The organism is Cupriavidus sp. 05L310, from assembly GCF_056398185.1.
In genome coordinates this window covers 34,346-58,981 of record NZ_JBFTOX010000035.1, presented here as the reverse complement: position 1 = coordinate 58,981, position 24,636 = coordinate 34,346, and the positions used below count along the sequence as shown (strand labels likewise).

The window sequence follows — 24,636 nt, the reverse complement described above, 5'->3', positions numbered from 1 at the left end:
GGCGGAAGCGCCGGACGAGGGCACGCATGCATCGTCCGGCGCCCTCCCCCGTCACACGGTGCCTTCAACGCGGCGCGGCTGGCTTCGCCCCCAGGCCACGGGCGAGTTCGTAATCCTCGACAAAATCCTTCCACTGCGCCTGCGCCAGCTCGCAACCGTGCCGCGCCAGCCGCAGCACCGGCGCGCGCCAGCGCGTACCGCCGGCAAACTCCTGCAACTGCTCGATGCGATCGGCGGCATTGTGCCCGCATCCGCGCAGGTGCGCCCAGGCCGCGGCGCGCGCCATGGTGAACAGCACTTCGCGCAGGTCCTCGCGATTGGTGTGGGAGCCAAGGTTGACCCGGTCGGCGGTGGGCTGCAGGCTCTTGACGATATAGGAAGCCTTGCCCATCTTCACCGCCGAGAGCAGCGCCGGGGAGGCCGCCTGCATCGCATGCTGGATGTGCACGACGCGTGACGCTTCGCTGTTCCAGGCGGGCTGCGTGCGATACGGCAGCCCCTGCCAGGCGCTGGGCGCGGCGCGCTTGATGTCGACCAGCCGCTGAGCCAGCGGATCGCTCTCCGCGTGAGCCAGCACAACGTAACGTTCAAGTCCAAGGCTGCCAACGCCGGCGATCCTGCGGGCGGCATCGTCGGCCACCAGCCTCCCATGTTGCGACTGCCGCCCGAACTCGCTCAGGATCGCTGCGGTACGCTTGCGCGCGCCCTTGAGGGGTTCCAGCGCATGCTTGCCGTCGACCAGCAGGCGCCGCTTGCCGGCGCGCCGCACCGTGCGCGCGGCCAGGACCTCGCCGCGGCGGCGGCGTTTGACCCGGCGCAGCAGCGTCGCCACCATGCCGGTGGCCGTGGCGCGCTCCACCCAGCGCGGCTTGCCGCTGGCCAGCACCGCCGCGTAGGTATCGAGCATGCTCTGCGCGCCGGCACGCGCGTCGGCAGCGGACAGCCCCAGTTGCGGTGCGGCAACCATCAGGCTCGACAGCAGGCGCACCAGGTCCACCGTGAGCGGCGCGACCAGCGCATCGTCGAAGTCGTTGAGATCGAAATAAACCAGGCCGTTGTCGCCCTTGAAACTGCCGAGATTCTCCAGGTGGAGATCGCCGCAGACATAGGTGGTCGGCGCCTCGATCAGCGCGGCCTCGTTGCCCACCGCGGCCGCATAGAGATGGTTGGTGCCACGCAGGAAAGCAAACGGATCCGCCGCGATGGCGGCGAGCTTGCGGGTCAGCCGCTCGGGATCGCGGCCATGGTTATAGGTCAGGATGGCTTCCGTGGCTGGGTGCATGGCTTCCTCGTGGTGGCGGGCAACCGCTCAAGTGTACCCGGCACGCCGCCTCGGGCAAAACCGGCCCGTGCCCCCGGCGAGCATGCGTTCAGCGGAAAAAGGCACCGCGCAAGAGGAATGTGTAATCGGCTTCCATCGCCATCAGGCCCACCAGCACCAGCAGGCAGAGCGGCGGCAGCAGGATGGCGCAGATCAGCGCCAGCCGCTCCCACGCCATATGCATGAAGACGCCGACGATCAGGCCGGCCTTCATCACCATGAACAGCAGGATCAGGGTCCAGCGCAGATAACCCTCGAAGTGGAAGTAGTCCACCATGTAGGACAGCGTGGACAGCACGAACAACAGCGCCCATATCTTCAGGTACAGGCCAATCGGGTGCTGCTGCCCGTGATGCGATTCACCGTGCGCGCCGGTGGACGCATGCGCTGGCGCCGCCGGTGCCAGGCCGGGCACATCGGGAGACGGAGTCGACGATGCCATGGCGTGCCTCACCAGAGATAGAACAGCGCAAAGATAAAGACCCAGACCAGGTCCACGAAGTGCCAGTAGAGCCCGGCGATCTCCACGATCTGGTAGTTGCCCGTGCGCTCGTAGCGCCCGCGCAGCACCTTGGTCGCCACGATCAGCAGGTAGATCACGCCGCAGCTCACGTGCAGCCCGTGGAAACCGGTGATCATGAAAAACGTGGAGCCGAACTGCGGCGCGCCCATCGGGTTGCTCCAGGGACGCACCCCTTCGGTAAGGATCAGCTTGCTCCACTCGAAGGCTTGCATGCTGACAAAGGCCACGCCGAACAGCGCCGTGGCAAACATCAGGCTGGCGCATTTCACGCGGTCGCGGCGGTAGGCGAAATTCACGGCCATCGCCATCGTGCCGCTGCTGCTGATCAGCACGAAGGTCATGATGGCGATCAGCAGCAAGGGCACCTCGGCGCCGCCGACCTTCAGCCCGAACACGATGCTCGGATTCGGCCACGTATCCGTGCTGGCGATCCGCACCGTCATGTACCCGGTCAGGAAACAACTGAAGATGAAGGTGTCGGACAGCAGGAAGATCCACATCATCGCCTTGCCCCACGACACCTTGAAGGCCTGCTGGTCGGACGACCAGTCGGCCACCAGCCCACGCAGGCCGGCCACCACGGGCGCAGGCGCGGGCACGCCGGGCAGCGCGGCGCCGCCGGACTCGGCCGGCGCCGATGGAGTGGGTTGCGAAGACATTGGTGCGTCTCCTTCGATGCTTGACGTGGCCGCCTAGCCGCGCCCGCAGATAAAGCGAACCAGTTCAGGCGTGAGCCAGTTCAGCGCGGCCAGCAGCACCAGCCACACGGCAAGCAGGAAATGCCAGTAGCGCGCGCACAGCACGATGCGCAGCGTGGCCCGCGCGCTGCCCCGCGCGGCATGCATGGCGACCACCCAGCCAACAAGGCCTCCCAGCACATGCAGGCCATGCATCGCGGTGAGCAGGTAGAAGAAACTGCCGGCGGGATTGTTGGCCGGCACCACATGGATGGCGAGCAGGGCCTGCCACGCCCATAACTGCGAGGCGACAAATGCAGCTGCGGCCAGCCCGCCAAAGCGTAGCGCGCGATGTGCCATCGTGAAGCGTCCGTCGCGCGCCGCCCGCGCTGCCACCAGCATCACCGCGCTGCCGGCGGCCAGCAAGGCAGTGGACATCCAGACCTGCCATGGCAACGAAACGGCATGCCAGTCCGGCGAGTCCATGCGCATGGCATAGGCGGCGATAAACAGCCCAAACAGCGAGGACACCACGCCCATGAACACCCACAGCCCGATGCTGGCCGGCGCGCGGCGGGCGTGCTGCCGGCCCACGTCGCCGGGACCGGGACCGGAGCGGCGCTCGCTGTCGCCGCTGGCGCGGTAGACCAGGTTTGCGTTCATGCTACGGCTCCACGGCTGGCATGCGGCTCGGGTTCGGCGCCGCCGGCATCGGGCGGCGCGTTCTGCGCGATGAAATCCTCGCTGGCGCCCGGCACGCTATAGGCATAGGCCCAACGATGCACTACCGGTTGCTCCGGGCCCCAGTTGCCGTGCACCGGCGGCGTCTGCGGCGTCTGCCACTCCAGCGAAGCCGCGCGCCACGGATTGGAACCCGCCAGCCTGCCGTGCCTGACGCTCCAGGCCAGGTTGAAGATGAACAACAACTGCGCCGCCGCCACGATAAACGCCGCCACCGAGATATAGGCGTTCATCAGGTGCGCCGATTCAGGGATGAAGGCGTAGTTGTCGTAAGCGTAATAGCGCCGCGGCATGCCAAGGATGCCCAGGTAATGCATGGGAAAGAAGATGGCATAGGTGCCGACGAAGGTCACCCAGAAATGGATATGCCCCAGCGTGTCGTTGAGCATGCGGCCGGTGACCTTCGGGTACCAGTGATAGATGCCGCCGAACACCACCAGGATCGGCGACACGCCCATCACCATATGGAAGTGCGCAACCACGAAATACGTATTGGACAGCGGGATGTCCACGCTCACGTTGCCCAGGAAAAGCCCGGTCAGCCCGCCGATCACGAACGTACTGACGAAGGCGATGGCGAACAGCATCGGCACCGAAAAATGGATGTCTCCCCGCCACAGCGTGATCACCCAGTTATAAACCTTGATGGCGGTGGGAATCGCGATGATCAGCGTGGTGGTGGCGAAGAAGAAGCCAAAGTAAGGATTCATCCCGCTCACGAACATATGGTGCGCCCACACCACCACCGACAGCACGCCGATGGCAAGGATCGCCCATACCATGGTGCGGTAGCCAAAGATGCTCTTGCGCGAATGCACGCTGATCAGGTCCGAGACGATGCCGAACGCGGGCAGCGCCACGATATACACCTCCGGGTGGCCGAAGAACCAGAACAGGTGCTGGAACAGCAGCGGGCTGCCGCCCTTGTAGTTGAGCTGCTGGCCCAGCGACACGATCGCCGGCATGAAGAAGCTCGTGCCCAGCGTGCGGTCCAGCAGCATCATCAGGCCCGACACGAACAGCGCGGGAAAAGCCAGCAGCGCCAGGATGGTGGCCATGAAGATGCCCCACACGGCCAGCGGCATGCGCATCAGCGTCATCCCCTCGGTACGCGCCTGCAGCACCGTGGTGACGTAGTTGAGGCCGCCCATGGTGGCCGCCACGATAAAGATCAGCAGCGACACCAGCATCAGGATGATGCCCCACTCGTAGCCGGGCGTGCCCCGCAGGATCGCCTGCGGCGGATAGAGCGTCCAGCCGGCGCCGGTGGGCCCGCCCGGCACGAAGAAGCTCGACAGCAGCACCAGTACCGAGAGGAAGTACACCCAGAAGCTCAGCATGTTGAGGTAGGGGAACACCATGTCGCGCGCGCCCACCATCAACGGGATCAGGTAGTTGCCAAAGCCGCCGAGAAAAAGTGCCGTGAGCAGGTAGATCACCATGATCATGCCGTGCATGGTGACGAACTGGTAGTAGCGGTTGGCGTCGATAAAGGTGAAATGCCCCGGAAAACCCAGTTGCAGGCGCATCAGGTTTGACAGCACCACGCCAATCAGCCCCACAAAGATGGCGACCAGGGTGTACTGCACCGCGATCACCTTGTGATCCTGGCTCCAGATATAGCGGGTAAAGAAACTGGTCGGGCCATGATGGGCGGCGTCGTCGGTGTATGCCATTGCACTCCCTCCTGCAGCCTATTTTGCGGCGGCGCCGGACGCGGCGCCTGCCTGCGTTGCGGCCCCGCCCGCGCCATTGGCGCGGATGTAGGCGACCAGCGCGCCGACTTCCTCTTCGCTCAGGGGCATCTTCGGCATGAGCGGACCGAAGCCCTTGACCAGGCGCGCTTGCGGATCGGTGATCTCGGTCTTCAGGTAAGCGTCGTCGACCTTTGCGCTGCTGCCATCGGCAAACGTTCCCGTGCTGCCATACAGGCCCTTCCAGCTCGGCCCCACGCCAACGGTGCCATCGATACTGTGGCAGCCCACGCAGCCCTTGCTCTGGGCCAGCGCGCGGCCCTGTTCCGCAAGCGTATCGGCGCCGGCGGGCGCTCCGGGTGCCCCGGCCGTGGCCGGCGGCGCAGGCGTCTTCAGCATGGTCAGCGCGAACGTGGGCTGCCGGCGCAGCCACGCATCGAACGCCGCCGCATCCTCCACTACCACCTTGCCCCGCATGTTGTAGTGGCCGACCCCGCACAACTGCGCGCACAGGATCTCATAGGTACCCGCCTTGGTCGGCGTGAACCAGAACGACGTCACCATCCCCGGCACCATGTTCATGCGGGCGCGAAACGGCGGCACGTAGAAATCGTGCAGCACATCCTTGGAGCGCAGCAGCACCTTGACCGGACGATTCAGCGGCAAGTGCACTTCATTGCCGGCAATGATGATGTCGTCCTGTCCGCGCGGGTCGTCCGGGTTCACGCCGAGCGGGTTGGCCGCCGTCACGAAGCGCGCGTCCGAGGTGCCAAGCTGGCCGCCCTGGCCCGGAAAGCGAAAGCCCCACTGCCACTGCTGGCCCACTACCTCCAGCACCATCGCATCGCCGGGTGGCCGCACATATTCGGCATAGACGAACAGGCCCGGCGCGAGCAGGGCAATCACGCCGAGCGTGGTGCCGCCGATCAGCCAGAGTTCCAGCTTGCTGTTTTCCGGCTGATAGTGCGCGCGAGCGCCGTCGCGATGGCGGTAGCGCCAGACGATATAAGCGACGAACAGGTTGATGATGACGAAGAAGACGCCGGTGATGACCAGGGTAATGGTCAGCGTGTCGTCCATCTGCTTCCAGTTGGAAGCAAGCGGGGTCGCCCACCACGGGCTCACGAAATGGAAGAGCACCGAAGCAACGACGATGATCACGAGTGCAATGGCTATCGCCATACCGACCCTCCCCCCTTGCGTACGGCAGGCCGCGAACTACGCGCAAGGCTGAGATAAGACTAGTGCATGTGGTCCGCCCCGTGCAAGGCGGCCTTGAGAGCGCTTTGCGCGCGATGCCACACAGGGCCGGCGGTTGGCGCAAAGGCGGCGGCAAATAAAGAGCGGCGGATGAAAGCCAGGGCTTTCATCCGCCGCCGTCGGCCCGCGCGGCCCGTGTAGTGGTAAAGCGCGGATCTAAACCAGATGCGCGTAGCGCTATCGCATCATTGATGCACTGCAGTGTGCGTGCTCAGTGAGATACATCCTTGCTTTCGAGCTTCCAATAGGCAATGGCCGCGGCCATGCCGAAGATCATGTGGCCAACCAGCGTATGCCAGCCACGCGCGTCGGCGAACCAGGTAAAGAAGCGCGTCATGCCGTAGAAATTAAGCAGATAGACCGCCAGGCCGAACACAGCGCCGGTCAGCAACACCATGCCCGTACTCGAGTCCAGTTGGAACGGCGCGATGATAGCGGCCAGGATCATCCCCAGCACCGCGCCGAGCACGAAATGGATTGCCAGCGCCGCGGCCACGGTACTCACGCTGAACAGCGAAGTTTGCAACACGTCCTGCCCCATCAGGATCGCCGCGATCAGCCGCGTCGTGCCCCATGGATTGACGCCCGCCACCATCGTCGACCAGAACAGTTCGATCACCATCAACAGCGCCCCGGCCGCCAGACCGGACACCGCTGCTGCGGTCCAGTCTGGCGTGCGGCGCACATAGTGGTGCGATTGCATGTGAAGTTCCATAGCCACCTCCGGATATGCTGTTTCGCCGCGATCCCCGCTGCGATTGCTCTATTACGCGTGCTTGCCACCTGAACGATGATCGGGCCCGCGTATCTGCACAGCATAGGACACGCCGGCCTGATCGTTTGACCGCACACTCGCAAAAAAGTGCATGGGGCAGGCCTGGCGCAACGGTGCCGGCGCGAGGTGTGCGAACAGTGTGGCCAGGCCGGTACATGGAAGGAGAAAGTCCCAGCCCGCCGCCAGGCGGGCCAACCCCAGGGCGATGCGAAGCGAGCCGTCAAGGTGTACCAGGCCGCATGGGGCGCCTTTTTTGCCTACTTTTTTGGCAAGCCGCAAGACAAAAAAGTGGGTCGCCGCCCCGCAGGGGTGGTGAAACTGCCTTTGACTTTAAGGTTTTAAGCTTTGCGGGTGAGAGCAATCCCCCCACAAGAAAGTGCCTTAGGGGACAACCCCGATGTCATCGTCCTTGGTCTACCTGAGACACTTTCTATACTGGAAATACAAGGAAAGAGACAGGAGACAGCCGTGCTGCACCTTAGCTCACATGATCTTGTTTTTCTGATCCCGATGGCGCTGGTCGGCATGATTGCCTTCGGCGGGATTCCGTTCACAGCCCGCGCCCTGCGCATCAGTTGCCGCGCTGCTGGCGCGATATTCGGGGCTCTGCTGGCGGTGGCCTTGCTGGAGGCGTTGCCTTTACTTATCTGAACTGAACGCTTCGAGCGTTCCCGGCTTGCTTGAGGAGAGGAGCCGCTATGACACTGGATCTGCTGGCCGCCCTGATGGCGGCATTCCTGCTGGTCACCGTGGTGACCGCGATCTGGCGTTGTAGCCACCCCTACCGTATACGCTATCGCCGCTGCGCGGAGCAAAGAAGGCGTGCCGGGATATGCCGGCAGATGCAGCGCCACTAAACACGCTGCCAAACGCGATTCCTGCCCGCCGGCATTGGCCTGCGAGCCTCGCCGGCTGGCGGGCTTGCGCTCAGATTTCGATCATGGCGAACTCGCCCTTGCCCACATCACATTCAGGGCAACGCCAGTCTTCCGGGATATCCTCCCAGCGGGTGCCGGGCGCAATGCCGTCATCCGGCCAGCCCTGTTCTTCGTCGTAGACCCATCCGCAAATCACGCAAACCCAAGTCTTGTAGGCAACGGCTTCCTGCTGCAAAACGCACTCCTGTATCGATTCCGGGCGAAATCATACAGGCTTTTGGCCAGCACGCTGCCCTTTTGCACAGGCAGGATTGCCTGGGATGACTTACTGCCTGATGGCGAAATCGACCCGGTTGGGCGCGCCCTTATCCTTGATGCCTTCGGCATTCAGCTTCGGCGCCGTCAGGAACAAACGGCTCTCCGGGACCTTGGCGTCGCGCTCCAGTGCCTGTTTCACCGCCAGCGCGCGCTGCTCGGCGAGTTGCTTGAGTTCCACATCGGTTACCGGCGCGTTCTCCAGCAGCAGCGTCTCCATTTCCGCGGTCGGCAAGGATTTGGACAAGCCAATCACGTTGCGCGGCTTCTTGAATGAAGCGCGCTTGTAGACCGCTTCCAGATACTTGGGATACTCCTGCGGCGACACCGTCACCTTGGCGCCCTGCTCGCCCTCTTCCCCTTCCTCGGCCGTGGCGCCCTCGCGAGCGCTGGCTCGCAGTTCACGCGCCTTTTGCTCCTTCACCCGCGCGTCCAGCCAGGCGCGCTTCGCACCGGCCATGTCGGTGGCCGGATCGATGCGGCCGCTGATCTCCAGCCGCAGGGCCGGGCGGTCGGCCAGGGCCTTGCCGAGGGTGGCGATCTTCTGCCTGGCCGCCGGCGTAAGCGCGGACGTGCCCGGCGCGAACTCCACGTAGCCCAGTTCATCGCCGCCGCCAAAGGCCGAGGCAAGCAGCGAGAACGGCGAGGTAATCGCCTTGGCCAGCAAGTTGACGATCACCCTCACGATCACGCCGCCGATGCTGAACTCCGGATCGGACAGCGAGCCCGACACCGGCAGGTTGATGTCGATCACACCGTTGCGGTCCTTCAGCAGCGAGACCGCCAGCAACACCGGCAGCTTGGTCGCTGTCGGGCTGTCGACCTTGTCGCCAAAGGTGAGCTGGTCGAGGTAGAGATGGTTGCGCGCGTCCAGCTTGCCGTTCTCGATCTTGTACGCCACATCGACCGTCAGCTTGCCCTTGGTGATCGGATAGCCGGCGTACTTGGTCGCGTAGGGTGTCAGCCTGGTCAGTTCCACGCCGGAGGCCTTGGCGGCGATATCGAGGTAGAGCTGGTCCGCCAGCGGGTTGAGCTTGCCGTCGATATTGACCGGCGCGTCGTCGTCGATGCGGCCCGCCAGCGTGAGATCGGCCGGCGCGGGCTCCGTCGACGAAACCTTGGAGACCGAACCCTTCATATCGGTCAGGTTGGCGGTGTAGTTAGGCTTGACGAAGAAATCCGAGAAATTGATATTGCCTTTCTCCACCGTCACGCCGCCAATGCGGATCTGCGGTTTCGCCGCGGCCGTGGCCGCCGGTGCCGGCGGGGTAGCTGCCGGCGCCGAGGCCGGGTTGGCCTGCGTCAGGCTGGTGCTGGGCGCGGCTTCGCCTTTGGCGGCCCCGCCAGCCATCACGTCCTGCAGGTTCAGGCGGCCATTGGCATTGAGGATCACCCGCGCGTAGAAGTCCGACAGCGCCACGCTACCCACGCCAACCTTCATCGGCCCCTTGGCCTCGTCCATGGCGAAATCGATGCCGTTCACCGCCAGCGAACGCCAGCGCAGGAAGTCGTCGCCGGTCACGCGGTCCACGCTGCGCACATTGCCAAACTGCGCATTGCCGGCAAAGCGCGCCGCAATCGGCTTGCCGGATGGCGCCTCGACGCCCAGGCGGCCTTTCACGGTGGCGGTGCCGCCACGCAAGGCTGCGTTGAAGCGGTCGGCAAGGTAGGGCTGCAGCGGCGCGAGATCGAGTTCGCGCAGGTCCACCTGCATTTGCACCGCGGGCGCGGTGGGCAGCACGGTGCCGTCGAGCAACATCATGCCGCGCCGTCCCGACTCGGCCTTGAACTTGACCGGGATGGCGCCAGCCGCCATCGGCCAGTTCAACGCGCCGGTACCGAGGTTGACGTTGCGGAATTGATGGATTACCGGACGGTCGCGGTTAGCGGCCGAGGGCGCGTAGTCGGTCACGCGCATGTTGCCGCCATCCAGAGAGAACTTGCCGAGTTGCGCCTTCCAGGGCAATGACTTGGCCGCGGCAGCGCTATCGGGCTGAACGGCCTTGGCCTGCACGCCGGTCGTGCGTTGGGCGGACTTCTGCACCGATTGCGCGGCCCACAGGCGCGCGCTTTCGAGCAATTCACCATGATAGTCACGCGTAAGCGCGACCTGCGGCTTGGCCACCACCAGCTCGCCCGCCTGGAATGAATGCGCGCCAAGGTCGAAGGCGATGCCTTCCAGCGCCACGCGCTCGGCGCGCATCACCGGCAGGTTGGCACCATCGCTATCGTCGCGGCCACGCGCGCGGCGCGCATCGCGCCGGCGGGCGCTATCGGCCGCGCCAGCGTTGCTTGTGCCGGTGGTGGCGGCTGCCACTTGCGCCACCGACACCGGTTCCTTGGTAGTCACATAGAGCGGCGCCAGCTCGACGCGGGACTTGTCCAGCGAGAAGGCAAAGGCGGGCCCGCCCCACGCCATCTTGTAGTGCAGCTCGGCATTGACCGCGGTGTCGCCGAACTGGGCGCGCAGTTCTGCCGGCCACCATGCGGCAAACCCCTGGGCCTTCACGCCGCTGGCCTGCAGCGTGCCATCCATGGTGCCGCCATGCAGCGACAGCTCGCCTTCATGGCTGAGGGTCTGCCCTTCGCCGATCGTCAGTTTGGCCTGGACCTTGGCAGGCTTGTCGCTGTCGCCGGAGAGTCCGGCGACATCGGCGTCGAGGGGCCCCAGCGCGAGCGTACCGGGGCCGGACGGAGCCGACTCGTCGCGCAAGCCCAGGCTGGCCTGCTTGACCGTGATCTGGTCGACCGCGTAGCGCCAAGGCTTCTCCGCCGGCGCCAACGGTGCAATCCCGGCTGCGGCCGGTGGTGCCGATGCAGGCCTGGCCTTGGCAACCGCCGGCGCGGATGCCGGTGCCGCCGCTCCCGATGCTGCAGGTGCCGGCGGCGCGCTGGCGGGCTTCTCCGCCTTGGCCGCTTGCGGCAGGAATGCCTCGGCAAGGTCAAGCGACCCATCGGCGCGGCGCACGGCCTGCACGCCCAGGCCATCCACGGCGAGGCTGCGCAGGTGAACCATCCGGCCCAGCGGTTCGATGCGCTCAATGTCCACGGCAAGCCGTCCGGCCTTCACCAGCGGCGCGCCGTCGTGCTTGCGGATATCGGCGTCGCGCAGCGCTGCGGTACCCGACAGGAAAACATCCTGCTTGCCCTTTTCCTGGATAAAGCCCAGCGTGAGCCGCGTATCGAGCAGCCCGCCTTTGATATCGGCGTCCTTCAGCTTGGGCGCGAACGGCATATAGCGCGCCAGTTCCAGGCCGTCCAGGTTCAGCTTCAGATGGGTCTCGCGCGACGCGGCGAACGGCAGCATGGTGCCGTCGAGCGCCAGTGCGGAGCCATTGATGCTCGCGCTCAGCGTGGGCCGGGTAACGATCTCCACGTCGTGCGGCAGGTTGGACAGGAAGGGCAGCGTGATGGTCAGGTTGTCCACCCGCTGCGTCTGGTTGAGCTGCTTGTCGTCGAACGACACGCTGCCGCTGGTCAACGCGATATTGTTGATCGAGAAGCGCGCCGGTTCGGATTTTGGCGCGGCGGGCCTGGCGGCGAAGCGCTCTTCGATGTCGGCGTAGTTCATGCGGCCGTTGGCGTCGCGCGCCAGGCGCAGCGCGGGGCGGTCGATATGCACCGCATCCACCACCGGCGCCATGTGCCACAGCGAGGCGATGGCGGCATCGATCTCGGCCTCGCCCACGCTCAGCATGGGCGTGGTGCCGTCAGGCTCATAGATCTTGATATCGGAAACAGTGACCGCCAGCGAGAAGGGGCGCACCTCGGCGCCCCCGAAAGTCACTTTGCGGCCAAGCGCTTCGCTGGCCTGCTTGGCCACGAAGGACTTGATCAGCGGTGGTCCGCCAAAATACCCGGCGAGGCCGAACACCGCCAGCGCGGCCACGATGCCGCCTGCCACGCGCACGCCGGCCCTGCGGCGCGGTGTGGCGGTTGCCGCCTGCATGGAGAACTTGATTGCCATGTGATCCCAGAAGATTCAACCCCAATACCCTGCGTCCGCTTAGCGGACCCGCTCGCGGGCTGCATGGAAAATGGCATTCCACGCTGCGCCAGCGGGCGGATCGACCACTTTGTGGTCCGGATTTCACTTTTTAGCAACATTATGGCAACGCTTGGGGGCAAAGCAAAGACATTAGAATGAAATCAAAAGTGAATTCGGGACGGGTTGAAAATGATCTGAAGCGGGATGGCGACGGCCTCTTTCCCGCCGATCTGGTATCTTCTCGCCTTTGCGAAGCGTCTTGTCGCATGCCAGCGGCTTATCCGCCACTTAGTGCCTGCTTCTCCCGCGCTGTACCCTCCGGCCAGAACCCTCCACGTCAACCGTGTTGCGCGCTTCGCATGCGAACTTTTTCCATGCGAGTCTCCTCATGTCCACCACTAGCAGTACTGTCGGTGCAGAGAACGCGCGCAGCGTCCCGCACGCGCGCCCCCTGACCGGACAGGATTACAAGACGCTTGCCCTCGCCGCCCTCGGGGGCGCGCTCGAGTTCTACGACTTCATCATCTTTGTCTTCTTCGCCACCGTCATCGGGCAGTTGTTCTTCCCGCCGTCGGTGCCGGACTGGTTGCGCCAGCTGCAGACCTTCGGCATTTTTGCCGCCGGCTACCTGGCGCGCCCGCTGGGCGGCATCATCATGGCCCACTTCGGCGACCTGCTTGGCCGCAAGAAGATGTTCACGCTGTCGATCCTGCTGATGTCGGTGCCGACACTGCTGATGGGCCTGCTCCCGACCTACCATGCGATTGGCCTGCTGGCGCCGGTGGCGCTGCTGCTGCTGCGCGTGATGCAGGGCGCCGCCGTGGGCGGTGAAGTGCCCGGCGCCTGGGTGTTCGTCTCCGAGCATGTGCCGGCGCGGCGCACCGGCTACGCCTGTGGCACGCTGACCGCTGGCCTGACCGCTGGCATCCTGCTGGGCTCCCTGGTGGCCACCGGCATCAACACCATCTTCACCCCGGCGGAACTGGTCGACTGGGGCTGGCGCCTGCCCTTCCTGCTGGGCGGGGTGTTCGGCATCGGCTCGATGTACCTGCGCCGCTGGCTGCATGAAACCCCGGTGTTCGCCGAACTGCAAAAGCGCAAGGCGCTGGCTGCGGAGATGCCGCTCAAGACGGTCGTGCGTGATCACCGCGGCGCCGTGGCGGTGTCGATGCTGCTGACGTGGATGCTGTCGGCCGGTATCGTGGTGGTGATCCTGATGACGCCCACCTTCCTGCAGAAGATCTACGGCTTCGATGCGCGCACGGCGCTGGTGGCCAACAGCGTCGCCACGCTGTGCCTGACCATCGGCTGTGTGGTCGCCGGCCTGATGGCCGACAAGGTGGGTCCCAGGATCACCCTGATCGGCGGCGGCCTGCTGCTGGCGATCAGCTCCTATGTCTTCTACAGCGCCCTGCACACGCGCCCCGACCTGCTGATCCCGCTGTACGCGCTGGCCGGTTTCTTCGTGGGCACGATCGGCGCGGTGCCCTACGTGCTGGTCAAGGCGTTCCCGGCACAAGTGAGGTTTTCCGGGCTGTCGTTCTCGTACAACCTGTCCTATGCGATTTTTGGCGGGCTGACGCCGATGATCGTGACGCTGATGCTCAAGAACGATCCGCTCGCTCCCGCGTACTACGTGGTAGCACTGTGCCTGCTGGGCATGGTGACGGCACTGTTCGTCAAGGACCGCTCGCTCGACTGAGGGCACGGCTTCTGGCCGGCACCTGCCACAAGCCAGGCGCCGGCCATAGGAAAAGGGAGGGCCGCCATTGCGCCCTCCCTTTTTTGTGCTCGCCTCATCGGCATGCGCGGCTGCCGGTTGCACCAGCCTACCGCCGGTGCGCCTTGAAGAAAGCCCACATCAACGCACTCGCGTCCGGGCCGATCGGCGCGTGATAGGCATAGTCCCCATCGCCTCCGCTCCAGGCGTGATCCAGCCCGGCAACTTCGCACAGGGCGACCATTTCGCGATTCCAGACGCCAAAGCTGGTCTCGATATAATTTCCGGCGGGCAGGATGGCCGTGGCCGCAAGGCCATGGCTTGTCTCCGCCAGCGGCTCGCGCTCCGCCGCTTCCTGGTCCGCCGTCAGGCTGGCCGCGTTAGCGGAACGCCGCGCCACGACACCGCTCGCCGGGTCGTCCAGGCGATCGGTCAGCCCGTTGTAGGCCAGGAACTGGCGTGCCAGCAGGCGGGCGTTGACCGGATGCACCGCGCCGTCGTCCATGCCGTGCAGTACGATTGCCGGCATCTTCGGGCCGCCCGGCGTGACGCCGGCGGCATCGAGCAACGCGGCAGGGTCCACGCTGGAGCCCTGCTGCATCGCGCGCAGGCCATCGCCCGGCGTGCGCGCTGCCCCGATCACCACGCCGGAATGCAGTCCCACCGCGGCAATCTTCTCCGGGTACCGCAAGGCCACCACGGCCGCCATGCTGGCGCCCGCGGACAACCCTGCCAGGTAGACCTGGTCGGCCCGCACGTCCGGACGCGCTGCCAGCGCGTCGATCAACACCGCCAGCGCTTGCGCCTCACGGCCGCCTTCCGCGGCACCCAGGTCGAACCATTGCCAGCAGCGCTGCATCTGGCGCCGCTGCGGTTGTTGCGGATAGGCCACGATAAAGCCTTCGCGCTCGGCCAGGGCATTCATGCGGGTGCCGGCGGCAAGGTCCTCAGGGGTCTGCTTGCAGCCATGGAGCATGACCACCAGCGGCATTGGCCCATTGCGTGCGCGGGATGGCACATACAGCCAATAAGACAAGCGGGGAACCAGTTCACCGGGCAGCGGCGACAGCCGGTGGTGGTGCGATGCCCATTCACCCGGTGCCGAAGGACGCGGCGGCAAGGGCAGAGGCGCGGGGGAGCGCGCCCGGAGGCGCGGTGCCGCAGGATTGAGGTTAGCGATACGGTCGATCCACGATTTGAGTTGGCGCGCGGTCTGGGGCTGCACCCGGCTGATCTGCCGAAGCTGTGCATGCCCATCCGCCCAAAGGCTTTTGGCCATGAAAGACTCCTGCTGTCGACAATGTTGCGATGCAGCATATCACAGGGCGAACGCATGACAGGCGTCGCTTTTTGGTGACATGTTATCCAAACAAGACATTTACACGCTAGCAGCATTCCTCGATGAGCACCATAATGCACTCATGAAAAATCTAAAAATCTGAACTCGCCGCACGAAAGAATGCAGATCGTCAAGAGTTAGCGGCAAATGTCGCCCGGTTATACTGCATTTGCGTGTATCGCAGGCAAATGGAGAATGTCATGACCACGCCCCAGGCAGATAGTCCAAGCTGCTCGCTGTGTTTATTCCAGCCAGTCTGCCGTAACGCGGAAACCACACGCGCTGACGCTGCGCGGGAACGCACCCTGGTTCCGGCTCGCATCTTGTGGCGTGCCGGGGAGAGCGTGCATCGCCAGGGCCGGCCGGTACTGGCCTTGTATCCCATACATCAGGGCAGCACCAAATCCGTATTCGAATCGCCGCTTGGCTGGCGCCAGGTGACTGCCTTCGCCCATCCGGGCGACGTGCTGGGGCTGGAGGATCTCGATGGCCACGCCCACTGCATCAGTGCGGTGGCGATGCAGGATACGCGCTGCTGCGTGGTGCCGGTCGAGGTGGCGCGCGAACACTTGCTCCGCGCCGAACACCGCGAACACATGCTGGCAATGCTGCGCCGCAATACCGAGCGCGAGCGCACCCTTCTGGTCGCAATCGGATCAATGAAGGCTGCCCAGCGGCTGGCCATGCTGCTGCTCGATCTCTCCGTCGAACAGCGCCGCCGCGGCAAGGCGGGCATAGCACTGACCCTGGCGATGTCGCGCAACGATATCGCCAGCTACCTGGGCCTGACCCTGGAGACCGTATCCCGCCTGCTGGCACGTTTTGCCTCCGTCGGGCTGATCACCGTGCGGCAGCGGCAATTGCGCATCGTCGATCCGGACGGGCTTTGCGCGGTCTACGAAGACCCGGAACGCGTGCCGATCCGCCCGCCTGCCACCGCGACGGACAGCGCGGCCGGCTCCCCCAGGCCCCAGCCGTCCCTCGCGAGAGCGATACGCCCATCCGCAGCGTAGGACGGACACGGACAGCACCGCCATGCAAACGCGGCTATGTTCAGGCTACATGCCCGGCGCGTTGGAAATACGCAAGGAAATCGTCCCCGTTATCCTCCCCGCTGGAGATCGACATCGCCTCCGGTATCTGTATCCATATGCGGGATTTTCCTTTCGCAGCGCGTGCGAGCCTGGCGCCGCTCGCCTTCCTGATGGTCGCCGGACTCGCGCCTGCGGCCGCCGCACAAGCCAATACCCCGCCATCGCTGTCGAAGCTGGCCAGATTGCTGCTGGGCACCGTGCAGGGCAAAAGCACCGGCATGAGCGGCGTCACGCGCCTGACCGGCGGCGGCGCCGGACCCGATGCAGAGCTCAGCGCGGCCTGCCAGGAGCTGACGCGCGCAGGACCATTCATGCTGGATGGCGCGACGCGCCTGGAAGGATGCAGCGCCGCTCCCGGCAAACATGTGTCGTTCCGGCTCCGGCTGGTTGGCGTTGACGCGACCCGCGAAGGCACGGTGGCCTTCATGACTAGCGCCGGTCCTGTCCTGGCCCGAGGCATCTGCCGCAACCCGGACGTACCGGTGTTGGGCCGGCTCGGAGTCACACTCAGCTACCGCTATCTGGGAAATGGCAACCAACCCGTGGGCGAAGTCACGATCACGCCGGAGCGCTGCGTAACGAACTAAGGACCAACCGCACTGGCAACTCCCCCTGGCCCGGCACTTGGCGCGTCATCGCTTCTCTTGAGCGCATTCCTGCCGATATGCCTCTTCGAGCTGCTTGCGATCGGCCCCCCGCTCCAGCATGGGATGGGTACTGCCATCGGCGGTGGTCACGGAGGATTTGCTGTTGGACCATTGCGGCCCCGCAGGCAGCGCACTGATCCTGTCGAGCAAGGTCTGGCAATGCGTGCGCTGGGATGGCGTGAGGGTCCCGTCCGCCGCCGGCCCGACATTATCGGTAGCCGGGTCCAGCAGGAGCCGCGGCGGTGGCGGCGCGACCATTGGCGCAGGGACTTCCAGTTCCGCGGCGATGCTGGCCTGCCCGGCGGACAGCCCCAGGCCCAGTGCGGCAGCCATGATGATTGAAGCCCGTTTCATTTTTCAGTTTCTCCACAGCGGGGCGCAATTCGCCTTCCGCGACAATTTTCCAGGGGTCGCCCTGCCGGCAGATACCGAAAAACCGCAAGTTTCCGATGTCCCTCCCTTAAGGCCGGCAGCCGCCGGCAATGCAAGCACGATTCGGATTCGGACTTAGTTTCGTTCCTTGCCGTTGCCGGCACGACCATGACGATTGCGCAGCAACTCGAGCTTGAGCAGTGCATCCGCAAGCATACTCTTGAGGCGCGCGTTTTCATCCTGCAGGTCGCGCATCTTGCGGCTGTCGCGCACTTCGCTGCCGGCGCCCTGGCCGTACTTGATGCGCCAGCCATAGAAAGACGCGTCGCTAAAACCATAGCGCGCACAGAGCTCACGGACCGGCACGCCGGTCGCGGCTTCCGCTAGGTACCCGCGGATCTGTTCCTCCGAGAAACGTCTGTTCACTGCCTGCCTCCGCTAGCAAAGGCCGCTCGCGCCTCTGCGCGGGCGTGACCACTTCCACCCCTGCCCGCAAAGTTACCACCCGCACCGCAAAAGGCAATTCAGTGTGTTCAAGCCGCGAGTTAAGCAAATTGGAGAGGAAGCCCGGTGCGGGGCGCGCGCCGCCCGGAAGGCAACAACAGACCACGAAGAAAAATCTTCTATTCTAGCGCCATTGGACATAAAAGCAATTCAATATTTTCAATTCGCGAACCAAATCATTTCGAAATCTAGTTTCGCGGCGTTCGGATCGCCGATATTTCTGCCAAAGAAAGTTAGTCAATTGCCTAAATTTGACATTCCATTTCCCCAATCTCTGATAACGGCTCGAGATTCCGGATTTGCCATCCTCTCGTGATCCCGCACAAAAAATCGCCTAAAAATGTGCAAAAAAAATCATTTTTCACCCTCTGAACCTGACAAACCTCCGAAGTTATGACCTATAAAACACAACCACCCTCGCAATGTCTTTATGTCCTAACAAAGAGTATTTTTTGATTGGAGTTTAGAAAAATGCCTTTAGAAGACCACTGGCAAGTTTCAAAGTTATGTATTAATCTTGTCTGGCATTAACTAAATTTCGATCGCTGGCAACCGGGCCTCGCGCCCCGGGCAAGACGGGCGACGATAACCGCAACGCGAAGCCGGTCGGCTATGCATTTTTTCAGCGTTGCGCCTATATACCGGGCCACAGCATGGAAGAACTGCTTCGTCATTTCCCAACTTTAGTTGGGAAATATTGAAGATTGCCACGCCCCGCTAACGTACGGAAGCCGCGCCGGCCCTGGTTTCTGGCCCGCCGCAGCGTATGAAACATGGCATGGCAAAACCGGAAGGGCCGTCTTATCTGTCACGGTGGAGGGTGCTCTGTCGCCGTGACGGAGGGACAAAACAAGAAGAAGACAAAAACAAGCTTCAAATCGGGAGAAGTTACCATGCGGCATGTCAGCACCAAGCTCTTGCATGTTTTCGTTCTATTGATGGAATATCGTGACCTCAGCGCCGTCGCTGCCTGCACGCAAAGCCGGGTTCCGACCATTGCCTACAGCCTCGCGCGTCTGCGCGAAATCACCGGCGACCCCCTCTTCATCAAGCGCAATGGCACGCTGGAGCCAACCGCCCACGCCCTGAGGCTGGAACAGACCGCGCGCCAGATCCTGTCGAAATGGGCTCACCTGGTGCGCCCGCTCACGCCGGCAGCCGAAGCGAGCAGCCCTCACCGCCGCATCTCGATCGGGTTTTCACCGTCGATCGGAGATCCGGTGATCACCGAGATACTGACTACCTTGTGCGAGCAGTTCCCGGATGACCGCTTCATGACCCGCCCGGTCTTCGCCGACTCCACGCTGGCCGCGCAGCTCGGCAGCGGCGAGCTGGATTGCGCCTTTGTGGTTGACAGCCACTATGTGCCGGATCACGTTGCACTGCACAACATCATGGCAACCCCGCGCCGGCTGGTGAGCGTCGCGCGGCCAGGCGGCCACGACAATGCGCAAGGCAGGCACGAATGGATCCTGCTGCAGGAGGACACCGAACCCGGCAGCCCGCTGCAGGGCTTCCTGAACCGTCTCGCGCACGATCCGGATTATCGGGAAACCGTGGTGCCCTCGTGGCACACGCAAGTTGCGCTGCTGCTTGCCGCGGGCGGCATCTGCCCGCTGCTCGACTTCAACGTGCCGCTGGTCACGCGCCATCACAAGACGCGCCTGCTGGCACCCCCGAGCAGCTTCCCCGAATGGGCCGCCCTGCATTTCTGGGCACCCACCCGCGCCAACGCCGGCAAGACGTTGCTCGGCATCATGGAGATCGGCAGCGCAGTCCTGCACGATCCCGTCAGCGCCATAGACCGCCGCCACCAGGCACACGAGAGCCGCACCACCGCTTACGCCGCCTGATCCACCGGCGAATAGGCGAATAACAAAGCACGCCGCACCGCGGCGCGCTTGCCCGCTGCTGGCCGTTCGCGCCAGCCTTGGCCGCTTTCCGCGCCAAATTGAGAATCGTCTCAGACCGAAGGCCGGCACCGGCGCTTATCCTGCTCAGGCACCTCCCGCTTCCCGTTCGTCCGAGCGAAGCACGCGCCTGGAGGTGCTTTGTTCCTGTGCTGTTCGCGCCGCGCGGCGATAGCCGTGCGGCGCGTTTTTTCAAAGACGCCGTCGGTTGTCCGGGTTGCCCGGGTCGCCCCTAAGGCCCTCCCTCTTCGCGGCATCCGTGCCGCAAGCCATTCCAGCTTGCGTCAGGCATGCGCGGCCACGACACCGCGCATGCCTGCGCCCGCGCAGGAGTATTGCCATGCCATTGAAAATCCTGATTGCCGATGACCATCCCGCCATCACGCTTGCGGTCAGGAGCCAGTTACGGAGCCAGACCGGTTGGGAAATATGCGGCGATGCCCGCAATTCCATGGAGTTGCTCCATGCCACCCGCGCGTTCCGGCCCGATATTGTCGTCACCGATTACCACATGCCCTGCCGCAACGCGAACGATGGCATCCGCCTGCTCGCCAACCTGCGGCGCCACTATCCGGCGCTCGGGGTGGTCGTGCTGACCATGATCACCAATCCCCTGGTCTTGCGCGCCATCCTCAACGCCGGGGCACACGGGTTGTTGCTCAAGGACTCGCACCTGGACGAACTGGTGACCGCCATCATCCGCGTCGAGCGCGGGCTGCAATTCATCGGTGAATCCGCCGCACGCGTGCTGGAACATTCCGGCTCTCATTACGCGCCGGGCCGTGCAGGCGCCCTGCGCTTGTCCGTGAGGGAGTCCGAGGTCATGCGCCTATACCTCAGCGGCAATTCGGTCACAGGGATCGCCGGGCAGTTGTGCCGCAGCGTGAAGACCATCAGCCGCCAGAAGAACAGCGCCATGCGCAAGCTCGGGGCCACCAACGAACGCGAGTTGTTCGACTTCGCGGCCCAGCAGGGGCTGGTCCTTCCGCACCGGGACGATGCGCCGGCATGGGCGCCAGGCGGCCAGTCCGAGTGGCTATAATCGCAACGCCGCAGCAACGGTGCGCACTGTTGCCGTCTGCCGCCCGTCCGCTGCGCCGTTCACGGCCGTACCGCTCAACCGTCCCAGCCACCTTCATCGCCATGTCCGTCCCCGCCAGTCCCGCCACGACCACCGCCCCAGGCACCCGCCTCGATGCAACCGGGCCGCTGCGGGTGCCTGCCTTGCTGGTGGCGGCACCGGCCTCGGGGCAGGGCAAGACCACGGTGACTGCCGCGCTGGCATGGCTGCATCGACGCCAGGGCCGCACCGTGCGCGTCTTCAAGAGCGGCCCCGACTACCTTGACCCGTCCATTCTCGCGGCCGCCAGCGGTGCCCCGGTGCACTCGCTGGACCTGTGGATGACCGGCGCCGACGACGCCGCCGCGCGCCTGGCGCAGGCGGCACGCGAAGCCGACCTGATCCTGGTGGAGGGTGTCATGGGGCTGCACGACGGCACGCCCAGCAGTGCCGACCTGGCACGCCATTTCGGATTGCCCGTACTCAGCGTGATCCAGGCAGGGGCGATGGCGCAAACGTTCGGCGCGCTGGCCTACGGCCTAGCTGGCTATGGCCGGCAGCCCCTGGCATCCATGCAAGTGCTGGCCAACGGCGTGGGATCCCCGCGGCATGCCGACATGCTGCGAGAGAGCCTGCCTGCCCATATCGCCTGGGCCGGCGCGCTCGCGCGCGATCATGCGGCCGCGCTGCCCGAGCGGCACCTGGGCCTGCTCGCGGCCGATGAACTGCCCGACCTCAACGCGCGGCTGGACCGTCTGGCGGATGCGCTGGCCGGGCAGCCGATTGGCGCCCTGCCAACAACCGTGGAAATTGCCGCAGCGCCGCCATTACCCGCGCTGGCACCGTTGCTCGCCGGCCGGACCATCGCCGTGGCGCGCGACGCCGCCTTCCGTTTTCTCTATCCGGCCAACCTCGACACCCTGCAGGCACTCGGCGCGCGGCTCGTCTTCTTCTCCCCGCTGAATGACCCTGCCCTGCCCGCCTGCGACGCGCTCTGGCTGCCCGGCGGCTATCCCGAACTGCACGCCGCGCGCCTGTCGGCCAACACCGGCATGCTGGACAGCCTGCGCCGCGCCCATGCCGGCGGCCTGCCGATCCTGGCCGAGTGCGGCGGCATGATGGCGCTGTTCGAGACGCTGGTGGACAAAGCCGGGCAAAGCCACGCCATGGCGGGCCTGCTGCCTGGCACGGTGACGATGCAAGCCCGCCTGGCCGCGCTGGGTCATCAACAGCTTGCGCTGCCGGAAGGCACCGTGCGCGGCCACACCTTCCACTACTCAAGCGCGCAAACGCCGCTGGCGCCCTACTGCCATTCCACCGTGCCGCGCGATGGCGCGCGCGGTGAAGCTGTGTTCCGGCAGGTTGCCCTGACCGCTTCCTACACGCACTTCTATTTCCCTTCCAATCCGCTCGCCATTGCCGCGCTGTTCGGTGGCGCGAGCAACAGCATCCGCTGATCCGGCAGCCCTCGAAGCAGCGGATGCGGAGAATTCATGGATACGAGGGAAGACGCCCCGCGGAAGAGGACGCGCAGAAAACCGCCCCCCTTGCGCCGGCAAGCAATGGCTCAGGCGGCGTCGGCCTTGTCCTGCTGCGTACGAAGCACGGCCTCGGCGATGCCGGCTTCAAGCTGCTCCAGACCCTTTGAGAGATTGCGCATGGTGGTTTCGGACACCTTGTCCAGCACGTCCTGCAGAAAGGCCGAGCGCAGCGGCAATGCCTGCTCGACAATGCCATGGCCCAGCGCCGACAGCGTGACGTTGGTCACGCGGTTGTCGCGCTCGCTGGTATTGCGCTCCACCCAGCCCAGCTCCTGCAGCGCCTTGAGCTGGCGCGTGAGCGCGCCGGGGTCCATGCCGACACGGTCGGCCAGCGGTTTCTGTGCGATGGGGCCGGCATGGCCGTGCAAGGCATAAAGAATGCGCCAGCGCGGCAACGGGTGGCCGATGCGTTGCTCGAAAGCCGACGCATACGCCCGGTAAGTTCGCCCGAACTGCTGTAGTACAGCCAGGCTTTGTCGCTCCAATTCCACTCCGATCTCCTGCTTGCGGCACCGTGCATGCGACGGGCGGCTTTACAACCAACTCGATTTCCGTGACCTGTCCCCAGCATTCTATTCCGCGGCCATGACCGGCTTGACGGCACGCTCCAGTTTGATCGGCGGCACCCGGCGCGAGCGCCACAGGCCAATCACGGCGATCACCGCCGCCAGCGCCAGCCCGATATGGATGGCACCGACCAGCGAAAGCCTGGCCTGCTCCAGCAACAGGGCGCCATTGTGCCCGGCCGCCTGCAGTTGCGACAGCAGGCTGGCCTGCGCCGCGTGGTCGATCAGGATCTGCGGATCGGCCATGCGCTCCTGCCATTCGCCGGCACCGGCCTTCTGCAGCGCATCATGCACCCCGCTCAGGTAGCTACGCGTAACCAGCGTGCCGACGACCGCGGTGCCCACCATGCCGCCCACCATGCGCAGCGATTGCAGCATCGCCGTGGCAATGCCAAGGTGCTCGCGGCCCGCGGTCTGCTGCGCAAAGACCGTCAGGTTCGGCATGATGAAGCCCAGCCCGAAGCCGCACAGCAGCATGATGCCCAGCAACAGGTGATGGGACATCCCGCGCGTCGCTTGCGACAGGCCCAGACAGGCCAGCGCCAGCATGGCGAACCCGGCGTACAGCATATTGTTAGGCTGGCGGATCCTCGTGATGATACGGCCATTGATGATACTGCCCAGCGTGATGCACACCACCAGCGGCGTCACCAGCACGCCCGCCTCCCTGGGCGAATAGCCAAAGCCCCCCTGGAACAGCAGCGGCGCATACAGCAGCAGCGAAAACATCGCGAAGCCCACGAACACCGCCAGCAGGAACAGCGGCGCCAGCCCGGGATTGCGGAACATCTCCAGCGGCAGGATCGGATTCGGCGCCCGCCGCTCCCATTGCCACAGCGCCACCAGCGCACACACCGACATGACCAGCAAGCCGCCGGTAAGCAACCCAAAACCACGATCGGGCATCAGTTCCACGCACAACTGCAAGCCGCCCAGCCCTGCACCGATCAGGGCCGCGCCGAGCCAGTCCACCTTGATCGCACCGGCGTGCGCCTGCTGGCGCAAGTGCGGCAGGTAACGCCAGGCAAACCACAATCCCAGCAAGCCCACCGGCAGGTTCACGTAGAAGACCGCCCGCCAGCCGTAGGCCTCGGTCAGCACACCGCCCAGCGACGGCCCGACCGCATTGGCGATACCGAAGGCAGCGCTCATCATCACCTGCCAGCGCAAGCGCACATGGGAATCGGGAAACAGGTCCGGGATACAGGCAAAGGCGGTGCCCACGAGCATGCCGCCCCCGATGCCCTGCAGGCCGCGGGCCAGCACCAGGAACGGCATGCTGGTTGCCATGCCGCACAGCGCCGAGGCCAGCGTAAACACGACGATGGATGCCATCACGAACGGCTTGCGCCCGTAATAATCGCCCAACCGGCCGAAGATCGGCACCGTGATCACGGACATCAGCAGATAGGCCGTTGCCACCCAGGCGTAGTACTCGAACCCCTGCAACTCCGCCACCACCGTGGGCAACGCGGTGCCGACCACAGTCTGGTCAAGTGCTACCAGCATCACCACGAATGCGATGCCCAGCATCGCCATCAGGGACTCGCGGAATGGCAGCACCTGCCCGCTACTGTGCGCCTGGTGAGGCTGCGAAATCATTTTGTTGCCTGATCAATGATTGTACGATCAATTATTATAGGACAGGATTTGGGGGTGGGAGCAGGATCATCGCGTATTCTGGTTAACGGTTCCCTATCTACGCTGATTC

22 protein-coding genes are annotated in these 24,636 nt (G+C 64.8%); 8 read left to right on the top strand and 14 right to left on the bottom strand.

What is annotated here, in order from left to right; genetic code table 11:
• Positions 1–64: 64 nt before the first annotated feature.
• From AC1DS6_RS24560 to AC1DS6_RS24530, 7 genes are all read right to left on the bottom strand, one after another.
• Positions 65–1,282 carry a DUF2252 domain-containing protein gene (locus tag AC1DS6_RS24560; protein ID WP_441629450.1) on the bottom strand — a complete coding sequence of 406 codons (1,218 nt, stop codon included), beginning with the start codon at positions 1,280–1,282 and terminating at the stop codon, positions 65–67.
• A gap of 88 nt (positions 1,283–1,370) precedes the next feature.
• Positions 1,371–1,763, bottom strand: coding sequence for a cytochrome C oxidase subunit IV family protein (locus AC1DS6_RS24555; protein WP_441629449.1), 393 nt, complete (start codon positions 1,761–1,763; stop codon positions 1,371–1,373).
• Positions 1,764–1,771: 8 nt separating this feature from the next.
• The gene (locus AC1DS6_RS24550) at positions 1,772–2,503 is read right to left on the bottom strand and encodes a heme-copper oxidase subunit III family protein (RefSeq protein WP_441629448.1); all 732 of its coding nucleotides are present in this window, start codon (positions 2,501–2,503) and stop codon (positions 1,772–1,774) included.
• Between the two features lie 33 nt (positions 2,504–2,536).
• A complete protein-coding gene (locus AC1DS6_RS24545) occupies positions 2,537–3,184 on the bottom strand; it encodes a cytochrome c oxidase subunit 3 family protein (protein WP_441629447.1) in 648 nt (215 codons plus the stop codon).
• The gene (ctaD, locus tag AC1DS6_RS24540; RefSeq protein ID WP_045236273.1) at positions 3,181–4,938 is read right to left on the bottom strand and encodes a cytochrome c oxidase subunit I; all 1,758 of its coding nucleotides are present in this window, start codon (positions 4,936–4,938) and stop codon (positions 3,181–3,183) included. The genes AC1DS6_RS24545 and ctaD overlap by 4 nt, the downstream gene beginning before the upstream one ends.
• Positions 4,939–4,956: 18 nt before the next feature.
• The gene (locus tag AC1DS6_RS24535; protein WP_441629445.1) at positions 4,957–6,138 is read right to left on the bottom strand and encodes a c-type cytochrome; all 1,182 of its coding nucleotides are present in this window, start codon (positions 6,136–6,138) and stop codon (positions 4,957–4,959) included.
• 289 nt (positions 6,139–6,427) lie between these two features.
• Positions 6,428–6,931: a hypothetical protein gene (locus AC1DS6_RS24530; RefSeq protein WP_035862132.1), complete on the bottom strand. Its 504-nt coding sequence runs from the start codon at positions 6,929–6,931 to the stop codon at positions 6,428–6,430.
• A gap of 528 nt (positions 6,932–7,459) precedes the next feature.
• Between AC1DS6_RS24530 and AC1DS6_RS24525 the strand changes: the two genes are divergently transcribed.
• Entirely contained in the window at positions 7,460–7,642 is a 183-nt protein-coding gene (locus AC1DS6_RS24525; protein WP_035871072.1) for a hypothetical protein, read from the top strand.
• 47 nt (positions 7,643–7,689) lie between these two features.
• Positions 7,690–7,848: a hypothetical protein gene (locus AC1DS6_RS24520; protein WP_441629444.1), complete on the top strand. Its 159-nt coding sequence runs from the start codon at positions 7,690–7,692 to the stop codon at positions 7,846–7,848.
• A 70-nt stretch (positions 7,849–7,918) separates the two neighbouring features.
• On the opposite strand, the gene AC1DS6_RS24515 is transcribed toward AC1DS6_RS24520, so the two are convergent.
• The gene (locus AC1DS6_RS24515) at positions 7,919–8,104 is read right to left on the bottom strand and encodes a rubredoxin (protein WP_035871075.1); all 186 of its coding nucleotides are present in this window, start codon (positions 8,102–8,104) and stop codon (positions 7,919–7,921) included.
• A 90-nt stretch (positions 8,105–8,194) separates the two neighbouring features.
• A complete protein-coding gene (locus AC1DS6_RS24510) occupies positions 8,195–12,151 on the bottom strand; it encodes a DUF748 domain-containing protein (protein WP_477103340.1) in 3,957 nt (1,318 codons plus the stop codon).
• A gap of 409 nt (positions 12,152–12,560) precedes the next feature.
• Here AC1DS6_RS24510 and AC1DS6_RS24505 point away from each other — a divergent pair, with 409 nt between their 5' ends.
• Positions 12,561–13,874, top strand: a complete 1,314-nt coding sequence (locus tag AC1DS6_RS24505) for an MFS transporter (RefSeq protein ID WP_441629442.1) — start codon at positions 12,561–12,563, stop codon at positions 13,872–13,874.
• A 127-nt stretch (positions 13,875–14,001) separates the two neighbouring features.
• Here AC1DS6_RS24505 and AC1DS6_RS24500 read toward each other — a convergent pair whose 3' ends face one another.
• Positions 14,002–15,171 (bottom strand): extracellular catalytic domain type 1 short-chain-length polyhydroxyalkanoate depolymerase, encoded by a 1,170-nt coding sequence (locus AC1DS6_RS24500; RefSeq protein WP_477103339.1) that lies wholly within the window; start codon positions 15,169–15,171, stop codon positions 14,002–14,004.
• 260 nt (positions 15,172–15,431) lie between these two features.
• Here AC1DS6_RS24500 and AC1DS6_RS24495 point away from each other — a divergent pair, with 260 nt between their 5' ends.
• Together AC1DS6_RS24495 and AC1DS6_RS24490 are read left to right on the top strand one after the other, a co-directional pair.
• Positions 15,432–16,244, top strand: coding sequence for a Crp/Fnr family transcriptional regulator (locus AC1DS6_RS24495; RefSeq protein ID WP_477103338.1), 813 nt, complete (start codon positions 15,432–15,434; stop codon positions 16,242–16,244).
• Between the two features lie 137 nt (positions 16,245–16,381).
• Complete coding sequence (locus AC1DS6_RS24490; protein ID WP_441629439.1) at positions 16,382–16,912, top strand: hypothetical protein; 531 nt, start codon at positions 16,382–16,384, stop codon at positions 16,910–16,912.
• 45 nt (positions 16,913–16,957) lie between these two features.
• Here AC1DS6_RS24490 and AC1DS6_RS24485 read toward each other — a convergent pair whose 3' ends face one another.
• Together AC1DS6_RS24485 and AC1DS6_RS24480 are read right to left on the bottom strand one after the other, a co-directional pair.
• Positions 16,958–17,326, bottom strand: a complete 369-nt coding sequence (locus tag AC1DS6_RS24485; RefSeq protein WP_441629438.1) for a hypothetical protein — start codon at positions 17,324–17,326, stop codon at positions 16,958–16,960.
• A gap of 153 nt (positions 17,327–17,479) precedes the next feature.
• Entirely contained in the window at positions 17,480–17,770 is a 291-nt protein-coding gene (locus AC1DS6_RS24480) for a transposase (RefSeq protein ID WP_035871092.1), read from the bottom strand.
• A gap of 971 nt (positions 17,771–18,741) precedes the next feature.
• Here AC1DS6_RS24480 and AC1DS6_RS24475 point away from each other — a divergent pair.
• The 3 genes from AC1DS6_RS24475 (at position 18,742) to AC1DS6_RS24465 (ending at position 22,275) form a co-directional block, all read left to right on the top strand.
• Positions 18,742–19,701: a LysR substrate-binding domain-containing protein gene (locus AC1DS6_RS24475; protein ID WP_477103337.1), complete on the top strand. Its 960-nt coding sequence runs from the start codon at positions 18,742–18,744 to the stop codon at positions 19,699–19,701.
• Positions 19,702–20,098: 397 nt separating this feature from the next.
• Positions 20,099–20,800: a response regulator gene (locus AC1DS6_RS24470; protein WP_441629436.1), complete on the top strand. Its 702-nt coding sequence runs from the start codon at positions 20,099–20,101 to the stop codon at positions 20,798–20,800.
• Between the two features lie 101 nt (positions 20,801–20,901).
• A complete protein-coding gene (locus AC1DS6_RS24465; protein WP_441629435.1) occupies positions 20,902–22,275 on the top strand; it encodes a cobyrinic acid a,c-diamide synthase CobB in 1,374 nt (457 codons plus the stop codon).
• Between the two features lie 110 nt (positions 22,276–22,385).
• Here the strand turns inward: AC1DS6_RS24465 and AC1DS6_RS24460 are convergent, their stop codons facing one another.
• Both AC1DS6_RS24460 and AC1DS6_RS24455 read right to left on the bottom strand, forming a co-directional pair.
• Positions 22,386–22,850 (bottom strand): MarR family winged helix-turn-helix transcriptional regulator, encoded by a 465-nt coding sequence (locus tag AC1DS6_RS24460; protein ID WP_441629434.1) that lies wholly within the window; start codon positions 22,848–22,850, stop codon positions 22,386–22,388.
• A gap of 81 nt (positions 22,851–22,931) precedes the next feature.
• Positions 22,932–24,527, bottom strand: coding sequence for an MFS transporter (locus AC1DS6_RS24455; protein ID WP_441629433.1), 1,596 nt, complete (start codon positions 24,525–24,527; stop codon positions 22,932–22,934).
• Positions 24,528–24,636 lie beyond the last annotated feature (109 nt).